The 17,397-nt window shown below is 74.9% G+C and carries 15 protein-coding genes; 12 read left to right on the top strand and 3 right to left on the bottom strand.

Annotated elements, in window-relative coordinates; all coding sequences use genetic code 11:
• The first annotated feature begins 40 nt into the window (after positions 1 to 40).
• On the top strand, positions 41 to 1,408 hold the full coding sequence (locus ABZ714_RS24460; RefSeq protein ID WP_358827454.1) for an aldehyde dehydrogenase family protein: 1,368 nt from the start codon (positions 41 to 43) through the stop codon (positions 1,406 to 1,408).
• Between the two features lie 4 nt (positions 1,409 to 1,412).
• Positions 1,413 to 2,249, top strand: a complete 837-nt coding sequence (locus ABZ714_RS24465; protein ID WP_358827455.1) for a 3-oxoacyl-ACP reductase — start codon at positions 1,413 to 1,415, stop codon at positions 2,247 to 2,249.
• Between the two features lie 54 nt (positions 2,250 to 2,303).
• Here ABZ714_RS24465 and ABZ714_RS24470 read toward each other — a convergent pair whose 3' ends face one another.
• Positions 2,304 to 3,506 carry an amino acid deaminase/aldolase gene (locus ABZ714_RS24470; RefSeq protein ID WP_358827456.1) on the bottom strand — a complete coding sequence of 401 codons (1,203 nt, stop codon included), beginning with the start codon at positions 3,504 to 3,506 and terminating at the stop codon, positions 2,304 to 2,306.
• A 993-nt stretch (positions 3,507 to 4,499) separates the two neighbouring features.
• On the opposite strand from ABZ714_RS24470, the gene ABZ714_RS24475 reads away from it, so the two are divergent.
• Both ABZ714_RS24475 and mycP read left to right on the top strand, forming a co-directional pair.
• Complete coding sequence (locus ABZ714_RS24475) at positions 4,500 to 5,681, top strand: hypothetical protein (RefSeq protein ID WP_358827457.1); 1,182 nt, start codon at positions 4,500 to 4,502, stop codon at positions 5,679 to 5,681.
• A gap of 122 nt (positions 5,682 to 5,803) precedes the next feature.
• Entirely contained in the window at positions 5,804 to 6,919 is a 1,116-nt protein-coding gene (mycP, locus tag ABZ714_RS24480) for a type VII secretion-associated serine protease mycosin (protein ID WP_358827470.1), read from the top strand.
• 296 nt (positions 6,920 to 7,215) lie between these two features.
• Here mycP and ABZ714_RS24485 read toward each other — a convergent pair whose 3' ends face one another.
• Positions 7,216 to 7,893: a serine hydrolase gene (locus ABZ714_RS24485; protein WP_358827458.1), complete on the bottom strand. Its 678-nt coding sequence runs from the start codon at positions 7,891 to 7,893 to the stop codon at positions 7,216 to 7,218.
• A gap of 70 nt (positions 7,894 to 7,963) precedes the next feature.
• Here ABZ714_RS24485 and ABZ714_RS24490 point away from each other — a divergent pair, with 70 nt between their 5' ends.
• The gene (locus ABZ714_RS24490; RefSeq protein WP_358827459.1) at positions 7,964 to 8,698 is read left to right on the top strand and encodes an SseB family protein; all 735 of its coding nucleotides are present in this window, start codon (positions 7,964 to 7,966) and stop codon (positions 8,696 to 8,698) included.
• Positions 8,699 to 8,826: 128 nt separating this feature from the next.
• On the opposite strand, the gene ABZ714_RS24495 is transcribed toward ABZ714_RS24490, so the two are convergent.
• Positions 8,827 to 9,219, bottom strand: coding sequence for a DUF1844 domain-containing protein (locus ABZ714_RS24495; RefSeq protein WP_358827460.1), 393 nt, complete (start codon positions 9,217 to 9,219; stop codon positions 8,827 to 8,829).
• A gap of 316 nt (positions 9,220 to 9,535) precedes the next feature.
• Between ABZ714_RS24495 and infC the strand changes: the two genes are divergently transcribed.
• From infC to pheT, 7 genes are all read left to right on the top strand, one after another.
• Complete coding sequence (gene infC / locus ABZ714_RS24500) at positions 9,536 to 10,249, top strand: translation initiation factor IF-3 (protein ID WP_358827471.1); 714 nt, start codon at positions 9,536 to 9,538, stop codon at positions 10,247 to 10,249.
• Positions 10,250 to 10,373: 124 nt separating this feature from the next.
• On the top strand, positions 10,374 to 10,568 hold the full coding sequence (gene rpmI, locus ABZ714_RS24505; RefSeq protein ID WP_003959822.1) for a 50S ribosomal protein L35: 195 nt from the start codon (positions 10,374 to 10,376) through the stop codon (positions 10,566 to 10,568).
• 127 nt (positions 10,569 to 10,695) lie between these two features.
• Positions 10,696 to 11,082 (top strand): 50S ribosomal protein L20, encoded by a 387-nt coding sequence (gene rplT / locus ABZ714_RS24510; protein WP_358827461.1) that lies wholly within the window; start codon positions 10,696 to 10,698, stop codon positions 11,080 to 11,082.
• A 270-nt stretch (positions 11,083 to 11,352) separates the two neighbouring features.
• A complete protein-coding gene (locus ABZ714_RS24515; protein WP_358827462.1) occupies positions 11,353 to 12,186 on the top strand; it encodes an RNA methyltransferase in 834 nt (277 codons plus the stop codon).
• A gap of 136 nt (positions 12,187 to 12,322) precedes the next feature.
• A complete protein-coding gene (locus ABZ714_RS24520) occupies positions 12,323 to 13,447 on the top strand; it encodes an ATP-binding protein (protein ID WP_358827463.1) in 1,125 nt (374 codons plus the stop codon).
• Positions 13,448 to 13,644: 197 nt separating this feature from the next.
• Positions 13,645 to 14,766, top strand: coding sequence for a phenylalanine--tRNA ligase subunit alpha (gene pheS / locus ABZ714_RS24525; RefSeq protein ID WP_358827464.1), 1,122 nt, complete (start codon positions 13,645 to 13,647; stop codon positions 14,764 to 14,766).
• Positions 14,766 to 17,294 (top strand): phenylalanine--tRNA ligase subunit beta, encoded by a 2,529-nt coding sequence (gene pheT / locus ABZ714_RS24530; RefSeq protein ID WP_358827465.1) that lies wholly within the window; start codon positions 14,766 to 14,768, stop codon positions 17,292 to 17,294. The genes pheS and pheT overlap by 1 nt, the downstream gene beginning before the upstream one ends.
• The last annotated feature ends 103 nt before the right edge of the window (positions 17,295 to 17,397 follow it).

Raw genomic sequence — 17,397 nt, forward strand, 5'->3', positions numbered from 1 at the left:
GCCACCCGTGCCGTAGCGCCGTACCGCCGAAAGGAACGCCGTGCCCGCCGCGTACCACGAGGTCCTCAACCCCGCCACCGGCGCACTCGTCGAACGGGTCGCCGCGACCACCCCCGCAGAGGTCGGCACCGCCGTCGCCCGGGCCGCCGCCGCCCAGCGCGGCTGGGCCGCCGCGGCCCCCGCCGACCGGGCCCGGCTGCTGCGCCGGTTCGCCGCCGTCGTCGACGGCCACATCGAGGAACTGGCCCGCCTCGAAGTCCTCGAAGCCGGTCATCTCATCGGCAACGCCCGCTGGGAGGCCGGTAACGTCCGCGACCTCCTCGACTACAGCGCCGGGGGAGTGGAGCGCCTCACCGGCCGCCAGATCCCGGTCGCTGGCGGCCTCGACATCACCCTCCTCGAACCCCTCGGCGTCGTCGGCGTCATCGCCCCCTGGAACTTCCCCATGCCGATCGCCGCCTGGGGCACCGCCCCCGCGCTCGCCGCCGGGAACGCCGTCCTCCTCAAACCCGCCGAGACCACGCCCCTCACGGCCCTCCGGCTCGCCGCCCTCGCGCTGGAGGCCGGACTCCCCGAACACCTCTTCCAGGTCCTGCCGGGCGCGGGCGACATCACCGGGACCGCCCTGGTGGACCACCCCGGCATCGCCAAGATCGTCTTCACCGGCTCCACCCGGGTCGGCCGGAGCGTCATGGCCCGCTGCGCCGGGACCGTGAAGCGGCTCACCCTCGAACTCGGCGGCAAGAGCCCCAATATCGTCTTCGCCGACGCCGACCTGGAGACCGCCGTCGCCGCCACCCCCCTCTCCTTCCTCGACAACAGCGGCCAGGACTGCTGTGCCCGGACCCGGATCCTGGTCGAACGCTCCGTCCACGACCGCTTCGTCGAACTCCTCGCCCCCGCCGTCGAGGCCGTCACCGTCGGCGACCCGGCCGACGAGTCCGTACAGATGGGCCCGCTGATCTCCCGCGCCCAACGGGACCGGGTCCGCTCCTACGTCCCCGACGACCTGCCCGGCATCCGCGGCACCGCCCCCGACGGACCCGGCTTCTGGTTCCCGCCCACCGTCCTCACCGGGCTCGACCCCGGGGCCCCCGCCGCCCGCGAGGAGATCTTCGGACCCGTCGCCGCCGTTTTCCCCTTCGACGACGAGGCCGACGCGATCCGGCTCGCCAACGACACCCCGTACGGACTCTCCGGCTCCCTGTGGACCCGCGACGTCGGCCGCGCGATCCGGGTCTCCCGCGCGGTCCGGGCGGGCAACCTCTCGGTCAACTCCCACTCCAGCGTCCGCTACTCGACCCCCTTCGGCGGCTACCACCAGTCCGGCCTCGGCCGGGAACTGGGGCCCGACGCCCTCACCGCCTTCACCGAGACCAAGAACGTCTTCTTCAGTACGGAGGTCTGACCGCATGACACAGCCGCAGCCGCAGTCGCAGCCCGACGCCGAATCCCCTGCCGGTACCGGCTCCCGGGAGGCCGTCTGCCGCCGTCTGGTGGGCCGTACCGCCGTCGTCACCGGCGCGGGCAGCGGGATCGGCCTGGCCACCGCGCGGCGGCTCGCCGCCGAAGGCGCCCACGTCGTCTGCGCCGATGTCGACGAGACCACCGGCAAGGCGGCGGCCGACGAGACCGGCGGCCTCTTCGTCCGGGTCGACGTCACCGATCCCGAGCAGGTCGAGGCCCTCTTCCGGGCCGCGTACGACACCTACGGCTCCGTCGACGTCGCCTTCAACAACGCGGGCATCTCACCGCCCGACGACGACTCCATCCTCACCACCGGCCTGGAGGCGTGGCGACGGGTCCAGGACGTCAACCTCACCTCCGTCTACCTCTGCTGCAAGGCCGCCATCCCCTATATGCGCCGCCAGGGCCGGGGCTCCATCATCAATACCGCGTCCTTCGTGGCGATCATGGGCGCGGCCACCTCCCAGATCTCGTACACCGCGTCCAAGGGCGGCGTCCTCGCCATGTCCCGGGAGCTGGGCGTCCAGTTCGCCCGCGAGGGCATCCGGGTCAACGCGCTCTGCCCGGGACCGGTCAACACCCCGCTGCTGCGGGAGCTCTTCGCCAAGGACCCCGAGCGGGCCGCCCGCAGGCTCGTCCACATCCCCGTCGGCCGGTTCGCCGAGGCCGACGAGATCGCCGCCGCCGTCGCCTTCCTGGCCAGCGACGACTCCTCGTTCGTCAACGCCACGGACTTCCTGGTCGACGGCGGGATCTCCGGCGCCTACGTCACGCCGCTGTAGCCGCGTCCGGGGACCCGGGCCGGGATCGGGACCGGCGGCGGGGCCGGGGGCGGGTCAGAGGAACGTCCGCCCCTCGCCCCGGTACGTCGGCACCGACCCCACCACCCGGTCGCCCTCCACCAGATGCAGTACGCCGAACCGCTCGCACAGCTCCCCGGCCTTGGCGTGCCGGAACCACACCCGGTCCCCGATCAGCAGATCGTCCGCCGGGGAGCCCAGCAGCGGCGTCTGGACCTCGCCCGCCGCCTCCCGCCGGTCGTACCGCAGCCCCGGCGGCAGATACGGCTCCGGCAGCCGGTCCCGGCCCGCGGGCCCCGACGCCGGATAGCCGCCGCCGAGCACCGTCACCACCCCCACCCCGGGCCTGCGCACCACCGGCAGGGCGAACAGCGCCGCCGGACGCCCCTCGAAGGCCGAGTAGTGGTCGAAGAGCCGCGGCAGGTAGAGCCCCGAACCCGCCGCGATCTCCGTCACGGCCTCCTCGGCCGCCGTGTGCTGCACACTGCCCGTACCGCCGCCGTTGACGAACTCCAGGTCCGGCACCACCGCGCGGACCGCCCGTACCGCCTCCGCCCGCAGCTCCACCAGCTGCCGCCGGGCCGCCCGCTGCATCAGCCGGATCCCCCGGGACACCACCGGATACCCCTCGACCGCGTCGCCCACCCCCGCGACATGCCCCTCGTACGCCATCAGCCCCACCAGCCGGAACCCCGGCCGCCGCGCCACGCACCGGGCCAGCTCCGCCAGCCGCTCCGGAGTGCCCACCGGGGAACGCCGCGCGCCCACCCGCACCCGGCCGCCCAGCAGCCGCAGCGCCGTGTCGAGCTCCAGACAGACCCGGATCTCCTCGGACCCGCCCGCCCGCGCCGCGTCGATCAGCTCCAGCTGCGCCGGATCGTCGACCAGCACCGTCACCGCCGACGCCAGCTCCGGATCGGCCGCCAGCTCGGCGAAGCCCGCCCGGTCCACCGACGGATACGCCAGCAGGACGTCCCGGAACCCGGCCCGGACCAGCCAGACCGACTCCGCGAGCGTGAACGACATCACCCCCGCGAAGCCGGGCAGGGCCAGCACCCGCTCCAGCAGCGCCCGGCACCGGACCGACTTGCTGGCGACCCGGACCGGCTTGCCGCCCGCCCGGCGGACCAGATCCGCCGCGTTGGCGTCGAACGCCGCCAGATCGACGACGGCGAACGGCGCTTCGAGCTGGGCGGTGGCCCGGTCGTACCGGGTCCGGTCTGCCGCGCGGTGAGTCATGGACCGAGCCTGCCAGACCCGATTACCGCTGGGTAGGGGGACGATCGGGGCAGATCAGCCGTTCCCGAGCCGGGCTCGGGCGCCCGGTCCCTGACCGCCCGCGACACCCCGTAGAGTGACGCACGCGCGGAGACGAACAAGCATGCTGCGAGGGGCGATCCGACGACGGTACGGGTACGGGAAAGCGGGGGCGGCATGAGTACGGAGACACCTGACGCCCCCGGACGGACCGCCTCCGTCCCCGAGGACGCGGCCCCACCCGCGCCCCGCTCCCGGCTCGCGGACGCGCTGCCGCCACCCCGGCCCGACCAGCCGCCCACCGCACCGCCGGGCCCCTCCGGCGCACCCACCGACCCTTCCGCCCGCCGCCCGCCCGCGCCGACCGCGCGCCGCCGGGACGAGCCGACCCGCCCCCTGCGCACCCAGCCCCCGCGAGACCCCGCCACCACGCGACTTCGCGCCACCCCTCCCCACCCCCGTTCCGCCGAGCCCGGTCCGGCCCGCCCGCCCGCCGCCCCCGCGCCGGGAGCCGAGCCGCGGCCAGGCCGCCCGCCCGCGCCGGAAGCCGCGACGGCACCGCCCCGGACGGACGCGCCGCCGACCGGCTCCGTGCCTCCGCCCCGCCCGGCGACGGCGCCCACCCCGGCCCCCGCCCCACGCCCCGCCCCGGTGCCGAACACCGGGTCGAACGCTGCCGCGATACGGCCCCCCGCGCCGGGCACCGCCGACGGCCGCCCGCGTACGGCCCCGGTGCCCCCCGGCGCGACGCACGGCGCCCCCGCGCGACCGAGCGCGGCTCCGGGCGGCTCCACGGCTCCGGCTGCCGCGCCGCCCGGGACCGCCGGACGGCCCCCCGCGCCTCGTGGCCCGTCCGGGGACGCCCGGCCGGCGGAGCGGCCCGCCCCCGCGTCGCCGCCGCCCGGCGCGAGGCCGGACGCCCCGGCGCGCCGCGACTCCGGGACCACCGGGCCACCGGGCGACCGCCCCCGGCCCGTGTCCGCCGACACCGTCGCCCCCGGACCCGGTGAGGGCGAGAAGGACCGGCCCGCCGCCCCGGCGGCCCGCCCCGACGGACAGCCGACCGCCCCGACCGCCCCGGCGGCCCCGCCCGGAATCCCGCAGCGCGCCGTACGGCCCCCCGCGCCGGTCCCCCCGCCGCCGGCCGCCCCCGCCCGGGCCCCGGGGTCCGCTCCCGCGCGCCCCGCCCCGGACGCCCCCGGCCCGCCCGTACGGCCCGCCCATCTGCCCGGACCCGGTGGCCCCGGGGCCCGTACCGAACCCCGCGCCACGCCGAACGTGCCCCCGCCGCCCGGCCGGGTGCCCGACCCCGTACGGCCGACGCGGCCGATCCCGACCCCCTTCGACGCCCCGCCCGAGACGTACGCCGAGATCACCACCCGGCTGCGGCCCGTACCCGCCCGGCGGCCGGTGCGGACCGTCGCCGCCGTCGTCTGTGCCGTACTCGGCCTCGGACTCATCGGCGGGGCCGCCACCGCGGGCGCCCTCACCAGCGGCGCCGGGGCGGGCGGCGCGGACGACTCGGCGTACGACCGGGCCCACACGCTCTGGCACACCGCCCCCGTCGACGCCCTCTTCCCCCGGACCCTGCGCGGCGAGAAGGCCGGGCCCGGCAAGGCCGACCGGGTCTGGACCCGGATCGCCGTGGCGCCCGACGGCGACTGTACGAGCGCCCTCGACCCGAAGCTGGCCGCAGCCCTGACCCGGACCGGCTGCGCCCGGGTCGTCCGGGCCACCTACACCGACGCCACCTCCACCCATGTGACCACCGTCGGCCTGGTCTTCACCGGCGCCGACCAGCACGACATGGCCGCCCTCTCCCAGCGCGTCGACGCCCAGAGCCTCGACGAACGCCCCGATCTGCTGCCCCGGGCCTACGGCGCCCGCGGCACCGTCGCCGAACGGTTCGGCCCCCGGCAGCGGGCCAGTTGGGCACTGCGGGTGCTCCCCGACGTACCCGTCGTCGTCTACGCCGTCTCCGGCTTCGCGGACGGCCGGATCCCCGACGCCCCCCAGCCCGCCGCCACCGCCCGGGACGCCAAGTCGACCTCCCCGATCGCCCAGGCCGGACTCGGCCACGAGGCCGTCGGCGTCGTCACCGGGGCCGAACGGGCCCTGCGGTCGGCGCTCGACCCGCCCCCGGAGGAGCCGAAGTGACCCCGACCCCGACCGGCGGCCGGGCGGAGCGACCCGGCGCGGCGGCCCGTCCGGCTCGTTCCGCCCGGAACCGGCGCCGCCGCCACCGCGCGCTCGCGCTCGCCGCCGCCACCTCGTTCGCCCTGCTGCCCGCCGTGCCCGCCAGGGCCGACAACATAAGGGTCCAGCAGTGGGGCCTGGAAGCGCTCAACACCGACGAGGCCTGGCGGACCACCAAGGGCGCGGGCGTCACCGTCGCCGTCCTCGACACCGGCGTCGACGACCAGCACCCCGATCTGCGGGAGAACGTCCTGCCGGGCAGGGACTTCATCGGCTTCGGCGCCGTCCGGGGCGACCGCGCCTGGGCCCGGCACGGCACGGCCATGGCCGGGATCATCGCCGCCCACGGCCGGGGCTTCGGCAACGAGTCCGGTGTCATGGGCATCGCCCCCGAGGCGAAGATCCTGCCCGTCCGGGTCATCCTCGAAGGCGGCGACCGGGCCCGGGAGAAGGCCCGCAAATCGCGGGGAACGGCCCTCGCCCAGGGCATCCGGTGGGCCGCCGACCAGGGCGCCGACGTCATCAACCTCTCCCTCGGCGACGACAGCGAGTCCGCTCACCCCGAGCCCGGTGAGGACGCCGCCGTCCAGTACGCCCTCGCCAAGGGCGCCGTCGTCGTCGCCTCCGCCGGGAACGGCGGCGAGAAGGGCGACCGGATCTCGTACCCCGCCGCCTACCCCGGTGTCATCGCCGTCACCGCCGTCGACCGCTTCGGCAACCGGGCCTCCTTCTCCACCCGGCGCTGGTACGCCACCGTCGCCGCACCCGGCGTGGATATCGTCATACCGGACCCGGACCGTAAGTACTACGAAGGCTGGGGGACGAGCGCCGCCGCCGCGTTCGTCTCCGGCGCGGTCGCCCTGGTCCGCTCCGCCCACGGCGATCTGACCCCCGCCCAGATCAAGCGGCTCCTCATCGACACCGCCCGGGACCGGCCCGAATCCGGCCGGGACGACTCCCGCGGCTACGGCACCGTCGACCCCGCCGCCGCGATCGAGGCGGCCGGCTCGCTCCGCCCCGGCGACCCCAAGTCGGCCACGGCGGGATACCCCGGAAGGCACTTCGGACCGGGCCCGCAGCCCGAGGAACCCGAGCCGCGCCCGGCCGGCTGGCTCGCCCCGCTGGTCGGGGGAGTGGGCGCGCTGGTCCTGGCGATCGCGGTCGTACTGTGGCGCGGCACCCGCCCCCGGAGCCTCTGACCCGTCCCGTGTCCCGGGCCGGTTGCGAGCCGGGCCGCCGGGCCGTGACCGCGAGGTCCCGCCTGGCCCGCGACGCCCGGCACGCGCACCCACCCCCTCCGTAGCCCTTCGGGCACGTGAGGGACCCCTCGTGCATGGTCGGGATTCCCCGGAGTACGTCCCGTGCGAGGCATCCCCCTGATTTCGCCGGGGGGATCCCCACCGCCGTCGCGCATCGCACGCACCGGACGCCGCGGGGCCACGCCCACCGGGCGGACGGCGCCGCTTTCCGGACCCGCCCCCGCCGGCCCGCCCGGTCAGCCGAGGCCGCGTACCGCCCGCCGGGCCGCCGCCTCGACCCGGGCGATCCCCGCCTCCTTCGACGGATGGCCGTCCGACAGCACCGCCACGAACCGCCCGCCGACCCGCCCGACCGAGTGCACCACCCACAGCCCGGTCGCCCGCATCGGCATCCAGCCGTTCTTCAGCGCCGCCCGGTCACGGCCCCCCGCGGGCCCGGCCGCCGCCGACACCCCCCACGCCTGCTCCGGGACCACCCGCCCCATCAGGTCCCGGAGGTACGCGTACCGGGGCTCGCGGAACACCGTCCGCAACAGGGTCAGCTGGTCACGGGCCGTGGTCCGGGTAAGACCCCAGGCCGGATCGGCGTACGTCCCCGTCAGCCCCCACCCCGCACACGCCTCGTCCAGCGCCCCGGCGCCCCCGAGGACCCGCCACAGGGCCGTCGCCGCGTCGTTGTCGCTGCGCAGGATCATCGCCCGCGCCCAGGCCCGCTGCCGGGCGTCCGGCGCGGGCCCGCGCCGCAGCAGCGCGGCCAGGATCGCGACCTTGACGACGCTCGCAGCCGGGAAGTCCGGCCCGCCGGCCTCCCCGTACGGGACGTCGTCCTCCGCCCCGGCCCCGGCGGCGGCCACCGACAGCCGTACCCCCGCGTCCCCGTCCCCGTCCCCGTCCCCGATCACGCCCGTGCTCATGCCCGCCAGATTAGGACCGGCCGGGGTACCCCGGGGCAGGGCGCCGGGGCGCGGGAACTAGGCTCGGCACGTGGCGCTCAAGAACATCCCGGACTCCGGCTTCTCCGACGACGACGGCTCCGCCGACCCGAGGCTCACCGCGGCGCTCGCCGCCTGGGCCGGGGACCGGACGGCACACGGTCCCGTACTCGCCGCCCTCACCGGCGCGCGGCTGCTGGTACCCGTCGTCGCCGTCCTGGGCGAGGTCGGGACCGACGAGAACGGGCTGCGGCGCGAGAAGACCAGCGAGATGGCCGTACCGACGCTCACCGCGGGGGACCGGCGGGCGCTGCCCGCGTTCACCTCGATGGAGAGCATGGCCCGCTGGGACCCGTCGGCCCGGCCCGTCGCCGTACCGCTCCACCAGGCGCTCCAGGCCCTCGCCCACGAGAAGGCGGACACCCTCGTCCTCGATCTGGCCGGACCGGTGCCGTACCAGCTCAGCGGCGCGGCGCTGCTGGCCGCCGCGGAGGGCCGGACCACGGTCGACCCGCTGGCCGACCCGGCCGTGACGGCGGCGGTACGGGAGGTGATGGCGGCCGAGCCCGCCGTACTCCGGGTCCATCTGCTGCCCGGCGAAGACACCGACGGAACCCTCGCCCTCGTCCTCGCCGACGACGCGGTACCCGCCGAGGCCGCGGGCCGGGTGGCCCGGGGCATCGCGGGCCACGAAGCGCTCAGGGCCCGGCTGGTCCGGGGCCTCGACCTGGCACTGCTGCCCGCCGGGGCCGCCCCGCCCGGCGAACCGTTCTACGTCCGCGCCTGAGCCGCCCGGCGCGCGACCGGGAGGCCGTACGGACGCCCCCGAGACCGCCCCGGACAGCCGTACGCCCCCGGAAGGAAACCCTCCGGGGGCGTACGCGACGGTCGGCGGGGGAGTCCCGGCCGGGCTCCCTAGCCGTAGACCGGGCCCGTGTACTTCTCGCCCGGACCCTGCCCCGGCTGGTCCGGGACCAGGGACGCCTCGCGGAAGGCGAGCTGGAGCGACTTCAGACCGTCGCGCAGCGGCGCCGCGTGGAAGGAGCTGATCTCCGTGGTGCTCGCGTCCAGCAGCCCGGCCAGGGCGTGCACCAGCTTCCGCGCCTCGTCCAGGTCCTTGTACCGGTCGCCCTCCTCGGTGAGGCCCAGCTTCACGGCGGCGGCGCTCATCAGGTTGACCGCGACCGTGACGATCACCTCGACGGCGGGCACCTCCGCGATGTCGCGGGCCATGGCGTCGAAGCCGGGCGATTCGGGAGAGGGCTCGCCGGGGGCGGCGGAGCCGGGAACAGGGGTCGCGTCACTCATGACGCCCACGATATGCCCCGCTCCCGGCCGCCCCGCCGGGGCCACCGGTTAGCCGGGCCCCGCCGGAGCTGATATCTTTGTGTGACGACCGGCCGGACACTCCTGTGCCCGGCCCACAAGTGGAGGCTCCGATCTCCCACCTGGCCGCTCCCCGGAGCGGCGGGTCACCGGTCAGGTGGTCACCATCGTTCCGTACGGACGATGGAGCCGCCCGAAGCGCGCCCCGCGACCGTTCGCGGCGGTGCTCCGGTATTCGAGGAGCTGCCGCCTGTGTCCCGTCCGGGGCATTTTTCTGCTCCTGCGCGGTTGGTCACCCATAAGACGTCTCGCGGCTGTCTGCCAGTCGGCCGCGCGGTGCTACCGAGGAGGATCCATCAGCGCCGAGCCCCGCATCAACGACCGGATTCGCGTTCCCGAAGTACGGCTTGTCGGTCCCAGCGGCGAACAGGTGGGCATCGTCCCGCTCGCCAAGGCCCTCGAGCTGGCTCAGGAGTACGACCTCGACCTGGTCGAGGTCGCGGCGAACGCCCGGCCGCCCGTGTGCAAGCTCATGGACTACGGGAAGTTCAAGTACGAGTCGGCCATGAAGGCCCGTGAGGCGCGCAAGAACCAGGCGCACACGGTCATCAAGGAGATGAAGCTCCGGCCGAAGATCGACCCGCACGACTACGACACCAAGAAGGGTCATGTCGTCCGGTTCCTCAAGCAGGGCGACAAGGTCAAGATCACGATCATGTTCCGTGGTCGTGAGCAGTCCCGCCCCGAGCTCGGCTACCGACTGCTCCAGAGGCTCGCGTCCGACGTCGAGGACCTCGGCTTCATCGAGTCGAACCCGAAGCAGGACGGCCGGAACATGATCATGGTTCTCGGGCCGCACAAGAAGAAGACCGAGGCCATGGCCGAGGCGCGTGAGGCCCAGGCCGCACGCAAGGCGGGCCGGGACCCGAAGGCTCTGACCGACGAGGCTCAGGCCGACGAGGCTCGGACCGACGAGGCCGAGGCTCCGGCCGAGACGCCCGCCGAGGGATGAGCCCCGGGGCAGCCCGACGGCGCCCCGGGTCCGCTTCCCGGACTGACAAGACGAACTGGACGCTCCCGCGTGCCCGGTGCCCGCGCACCGGGGGAGAGCGCCACTGACGAGGAGATACGGCGCGATGCCGAAGAACAAGACGCACAGCGGTTCCAAGAAGCGCTTCAAGATCACCGGCTCCGGCAAGGTGCTCCGTGAGCGCGCCGGCAAGCGCCACCTGCTCGAGCACAAGCCGTCGACGCTGACGCGCCGCCTCACCGGCAACGCCGAGATGGCTCCCGGCGACGCCAAGAAGATCAAGAAGCTTCTCGGCAAGTGATGTCGCACCCCGCCTCCCGGGACCCGTCATGACGGGGGTGAGGACGGGGAGCCGACGTCGGGACCGGGACCTATACGAATTCGGGTCGTGCCGCCGCACGCACGACCCCGCTACAAGGAGTTAACAAGTGGCACGCGTCAAGCGGGCAGTCAACGCCCACAAGAAGCGCCGGGCGATCCTCGAGCAGGCCAGCGGCTACCGCGGTCAGCGTTCGCGCCTGTACCGCAAGGCCAAGGAGCAGGTCACCCACTCCCTGGTCTACAACTACAACGACCGGAAGAAGCGCAAGGGCGACTTCCGTCAGCTGTGGATCCAGCGGATCAACGCCGCCGCCCGCCAGAACGGGATGACGTACAACCGTCTCATCCAGGGTCTGAAGGCCGCCAACATCGAGGTGGACCGCAAGATCCTGGCCGAGCTGGCCGTCAACGACGCCAACGCGTTCGCCGCGCTGGTCGAGGCCGCGCAGAAGGCGCTTCCGGCCGACGTCAACGCGCCGAAGGCCGCCGCCTGAGCGACGGCGAAGCCGATCGCCGCGTGATGGTCACCGGGTCGCCCGTGCGTGCGCCCCGATGACGTCCGCCGCGGCACCCCGGACCCGCAGGCCCTGTGGCCTGCGGGTCCGTGTGCGTCCGCGCCGCCCCCGCCCCGGCCCCGGCGCGCCCGTTCGGCCGGATGCCCCGCCCGGTCGTTCGCGTCCGTCTCCTGATCGCCGTGTCCCTCGCGCGGACCGCGTACCAGCGCGTTCGCCGCCGCCGCGGCCCGTCCCCCGGAAAGTGAGCCCATGGCCGCCCCCGAGACCATCTCCCCGCGCTCCCCGCGCGTCGCCGCCGCCCGGCGGCTGGCCCGGCGGAACTTCCGCGGCAAGGAGCGGCTGTTCCTCGCCGAGGGACCGCAGGCCGTCCGGGAGGCCGCCGGACACCGCACGCCCGCCGGAGAACCGACGCTCACCGAACTCTTCGCCACCCCCGAGGCCGCCGAACGCTACGCGGACATCGTCGACGCCGCCCACGCGGCCGGCGCCCGGGTGCACCTCGCCGACGAGACCGTGATCGCGGACATCTCCACCACCGTCACCCCCCAGGGGCTGGTCGGCGTCTGCCGCTTCCTCGACGCCCCCTTCGACACGATCGTCGCCGCCCGCCCCCGGCTGGTGGCCGTGCTGGCCAATGTCCGCGACCCCGGGAACGCGGGCACCGTACTCCGCTGCGCCGACGCCGCCGGAGCCGATGCCGTGGTCCTCACCGACGCCTCCGTCGACCTCTACAACCCGAAGGCGGTCCGGGCCTCCGTCGGCTCCCACTTCCACCTCCCGGTCGCCGTCGGCGTCCCCGTCGAACGGGCCGTGGCCGAGCTGCGGGCCGCCGGGGTGCGGGTCGTCGCCGCCGACGGCGCCGGGGACGACCTCGACACCGAACTCGACGCCGGGACCATGGGCGGCCCCACCGCCTGGATCTTCGGCAACGAGGCCTGGGGCCTGCCCGAGGAGACCCGCGTCCTGGCCGACACCGTCATCCGGGTCCCCATCCACGGCCGCGCCGAGAGCCTGAACCTGGCCACGGCCGCCGCGGTCTGCCTCTACGCCTCCGCCCGCGCCCAGCGCGCCGGGCGGCCCTGACTCCGGGGCGCGGGGCTGTTGGAGGGGTGGTACAGGGGGCGCACTCGCGCAGGGGGTCCGGACCGTCACCTTGAGCTAGTAGGGTGACGGGCCCGGGTACCCACTGCGGCGCCCGGGAGAGGTGGGGGTTACGGGTATGGCGGTCGGGACCAGCAGGCTCGCGGAGACGCACGGGACGTTCCTGTGCGCTTCCACCAATCCCGAGGCGCTGGCCGTCGACCCCGACGACCTCCCGGACGGGCTGGTCGTCGCCGACGAGCACGGCCGGGTCGTCTGCTTCAACGCCGCCGCCGTACGGATCACCGCCACCCCCCGCGCCGAGGCCATCGGGCTCCCCCTGGAAAGCGCCCTGCCGCTGGAGGACATCAAGGGCCGCCGCTGGTGGCCGCTGACCGACCCCTACGGCGGACTCGCCACCCGGGTCGGCCAGCCCGAGCGGAATCTGCTGCTCCCCGGCGGGCGCGAGGTCCTCGTCTCCGCCCGCTACGTCCGCGAGTACCCCAGGGGCCCGCTGTGCCGCCTCGTCGTCAGCCTGCGCGGCACCGAGGCCCGGCGCCGTACCGAACGCAGCCACGCCGAGCTGATCGCCACCGTCGCCCATGAGCTGCGCTCCCCGCTGACCTCGGTCAAGGGCTTCACCGCCACCCTGCTCGCCAAGTGGGAGCGGTTCACCGACGACCAGAAGCGGCTGATGCTGGAGACCGTCGACGCCGACGCCGACCGCGTCACCCGGCTGATCGCCGAACTCCTCGACATCTCCCGGATCGACTCCGGCCGGCTGGAGGTCCGCCGCCAGCCCGTCGACATCGCCGCCGCCGTCGCCCGGCACGTCCAGGCCCACATAGCCAGCGGTCAGCGCCCCGACCGGTTCGCCGTCCGGATCCACCCGGGGCTGCCCGATCTCTGGGCCGACCCCGACAAGGTCGACCAGGTGCTCGCCAACCTGCTGGAAAACGCGGTGCGCCACGGCGCCGGAACCGTCACCATCGACGTAGCGTCGGCCGCGGCGCACCACGACGACGAGGAAGGGACGGCGGTCACCGTGACCGACGAGGGCCCCGGTATCCCCGAGGAGTCGATGGCCCGCGTCTTCACCCGCTTCTGGCGCGGCAGCAAACGCGGTGGCACCGGTCTCGGCCTCTACATCGTCAAGGGCATCGTCGAGGCCCACAGCGGCACGATCACCGTCGGCCGGGGACCCGGCGGCGGCGCCGAGTTCCGATTTATCCTGCCCGTCGGCGCACCCGCTCATCTGAGCTGAGGCCGCCCTCGGGCCACCACCGCAGGCCCGGCCCCGCCGGGCCCGGGACGTACCCCGCCAGCGGGCGGGCGCCCCGCCGCCGGTTTCCGACCCTTTAGACTCAGCCATTGGCACCTCTGCGTCCTTCGGCTGCGTCCGTCGTCCGTCGTCGCCGAGCGGGGCCGCGCCCACCAAGCCAACCGGAAACACGGGAAGAGATGTCGGCACCCAACAAGTCGTACGACCCTGTCGAGGTCGAGGCACTGAAACCGGAAGAGATCGAGCGCATGCGGGACGAGGCGATCGCCGCCTTCGCCGCCGCGGGCGACCTCGAAGCGCTCGCCCACGCCAAGGTCGCGCATACCGGTGGCACCTCGCCGCTCGCACTCGCCAACCGGGAGATCGGCGCGCTCCCCCCGCAGGCCAAGGCCGAGGCGGGCAAGCGGGTCGGCCAGGCGCGCGGCGCCGTGAACAAGGCCCTCGCCGCCCGCCAGACCGAACTGGAGGCCGAGCGCGACGCCCGGGTGCTGGTCGAGGAGGCGGTGGACGTCACACTGCCGTACGACCGGATCCCGGCGGGCGCCCGCCACCCGATCACGACCCTCTCGGAGCGGATCGAGGACGTCTTCGTCGCCATGGGCTACGAGGTCGCCGAGGGCCCCGAGGCCGAGGCCGAGTGGTTCAACTTCGACGCGCTCAACATCGGCCCCGACCACCCCGCGCGCGGCGAGGCCGACACGTTCTTCGTCCGGGGCGGCGGAGCCGAGGGCTCCGGGGTCGTACTGCGCACCCACACCTCCCCGGTGCAGATCCGCTCGCTCCTCGACCGCGAACCGCCGGTCTATGTGATCTGCCCCGGCCGCGTCTACCGCACCGACGAGCTGGACGCCACCCACACCCCCGTCTTCCACCAGGTCGAGCTGCTCGCCATCGACGAGGGCCTGACCATGGCGGACCTCAAGGGCACCCTCGACCACATGGTCCGGGAGCTCTTCGGCGGCGAGGGCATGAAGACCCGGCTGCGGCCGAACTTCTTCCCCTTCACCGAGCCGTCCGCCGAGATGGACATGGTCTGCTACGTCTGCCGCGGCGAGTCCGTCGGCAACCCGGACCGGCCCTGCCGCACCTGCTCCAGCGAGGGCTGGATCGAGCTGGGCGGCTGCGGCATGGTCAACCCCAAGGTGCTGGTGGCCTGCGGGGTCGACCCCGAGAAGTACAGCGGATTCGCCTTCGGGTTCGGCATCGAGCGGATGCTGATGTTCCGCCACAACGTCGAAGACATGCGAGACATGGTCGAGGGTGACATCCGGTTCACCCGGCCCTTCGGGATGGAGATCTGATGCGGGTCCCGCTTTCATGGCTGCGGGAGTACGTCGACCTGCCGGCGACGGAGACCGGCCGTGACGTACAGAGGAAGCTGATCGCGGCCGGACTGGAGGTCGAGACCGTCGAACAGCTCGGCGCCGGTCTCACCGGCCCCCTGGTCGTCGGCGAGGTGCTGTCGATCGAGGAGCTGACCGAGTTCAAGAAGCCCATCCGGCACTGCATGGTCGCCGTCGGGGCGGCCAACGGTACGGGCGAACCGCAGGAGATCGTCTGCGGTGCCCGTAACTTCGCCGTCGGCGACAAGGTCGTCGTGGTCCTCCCCGGCGCCGAACTGCCCGGCGGCTTCAAGATCGCCGAGCGCAGGACGTACGGCCGGATGTCCCGCGGCATGATCTGCTCCTCGGGCGAGCTGGGCATGGGCGACGACGGCAGCGACGGCATCATCGTCCTCCCGCCGGAGTACGAGCCCGGCACCGACGCGATCGAGCTGCTGGGGCTCCTCGACGAGGTCCTCGACATCGCCGTCACCCCGGACCGCGGCTACGCCCTGTCGCTGCGCGGTGTCGCCCGCGAGACCGCCACCGCCTACGGGCTGCCGCTGCGCGACCCGGCGCTGCTGGACGTCCCCGGGCCCAATGGCCGGGGCTACCCCGTCCAGGTCGCCGACCCCGTCGGCTGCGACCGCTTCACCGCCCGCACCGTCACGGGCCTCGACCCCGAGGCGCGCTCCCCGATCTGGCTCAGCCGCCGCCTCCAGAAGGCGGGCATGCGCCCGATCTCCCTCGCGGTCGACATCACCAACTACGTGATGCTGGAGCTGGGCCAGCCGCTGCACGCCTACGACCGGTCCCTGATCGAGGGCCCGATCGGGGTCCGGCGCGCCGAGGCCGGGGAGAAGCTGACCACCCTCGACGGCACCCACCGCGTCCTCGACGCCGAGGACCTCGTCATCACCGACAGCCGCGGCCCCATCGGGCTCGCGGGTGTGATGGGCGGCGCCCACACGGAGATCGCCGACGCGGTCACCGACCCGGAGACCGGGCAGGTCCGCGGCACCACCGACGTGGTGATCGAGGCCGCGCACTTCGACCCCGTCGCCATCGCCAGGACCGCCCGCCGCCACAGGCTGTCGTCGGAGGCGTCCCGCCGCTTCGAGCGGGGTGTCGACCCGCTGGCGGGCGCCGCCGCCGCGCAGCGGACCGTCGATCTGCTGGTCCTCCTCGCCGGGGGCACCGCCGAGGAGGGCGTCACCGGGGTCATCGCGCCCTCCGCGCCCCGTACGGTCACCATGCGCGCCGACCACCCCGACCGGGTCGCCGGGGTCGGCTACGGCCGGGAGACCGTCGTCCGCCGCCTCCAGGAGGTCGGCTGCGACGTCTACGGGCAGGACGAGCTGATCGTCACCGTCCCGTCCTGGCGCCCCGACCTGGCCGCGCCCAACGACCTGGCCGAGGAGGTCATGCGGCTGGAGGGGTACGAGAACCTGCCCTCGACGCTGCCCAGGCCCACCTCCGGCCGGGGGCTGACCGACCGGCAGCGGCTGCACCGCCGGGTCGGCCGGGCACTGGCCGGAGCGGGCTATGTCGAGGCGCCGAACTACCCGTTCATCGGCGAGCAGGTCCTCGACAAGCTCGACCTGGCGGCCGACGACCCGGCCCGCCGGCTCGTCACCCTCGTCAACCCGCTCTCCGACGAGGAGCCGGCGCTGCGGACGACGCTGCTGCCCGGACTGCTGGCCGCCCTGCGCCGCAACGACGGCCGGGGCAGCCACGACCTGGCCCTCTTCGAGACCGGTCTGGTCTTCCACCCGGCCGCCGAGGACCGGCGGGCCCCCGTCCTGTCCGTCGACCGGCGCCCGGCCGACGAGCGGCTCGCCGAACTCGACGCGGCCCTGCCCGAGCAGCCCCGGCACGCCGCCGTGGTGCTCGCGGGCGCCCGTGAGCAGTCCGGCTGGTGGGGCAAGGGCCGCCCGGCCGACTGGGCGGACGCCGTCGAGGCGGCCCGTACCGTCGCCGGTGAGGCCGGTGCCGAACTGGCCGTCGAGCAGGCCCGGTACGGCCCCTGGCACCCCGGCCGGTGCGCCGGACTCTTCGTCGTGATCGACGGGGCGAAGACCCTCGTCGGCCACGCGGGCGAACTGCACCCCCGGGTGGTCAAGGCGTTCGGGCTGCCCGCCCGTACCTGCGCCATGGAGCTGAACCTGGACCTGGTCCGCCGGGCGGGCGAGGGCGCGGTCACCGCACCCCGCATCTCGTCCTTCCCGGTCGCCACCCAGGACGTGGCCCTGGTGGTCGACGCCGAGGTGCCCGCCGCCTTCGTCGAGCACGCCCTCGCCCTGGGCGCGGGTGAACTGCTGGAGTCCATCCGGCTGTTCGACGTCTTCACCGGTGAGCAGATCGGGGCGGGGAAGAAGTCGCTGGCGTACGCCCTGCGCTTCCGCGCCCCCGACCGCACGCTGACGGTCGAGGAGGCCACGACCGCCCGTGAGGCGGCGATCGCCGCGGCCGCCGACGCGGCGGGCGCGGTCCTCCGCGGCGTCTGACCGGTCCGAACGGAGGTGACGCGCACGTACTCGACCGTGTCCGAGGTGGTCGTGCCGTTGGTGACGACGTCCCGCAGCCTCAGCGGACGCTGGAAGGCGTCGA

This window comes from Streptomyces sp. NPDC006798 (assembly GCF_040635975.1).
Classification (GTDB): Bacteria; Actinomycetota; Actinomycetes; order Streptomycetales; family Streptomycetaceae; genus Streptomyces.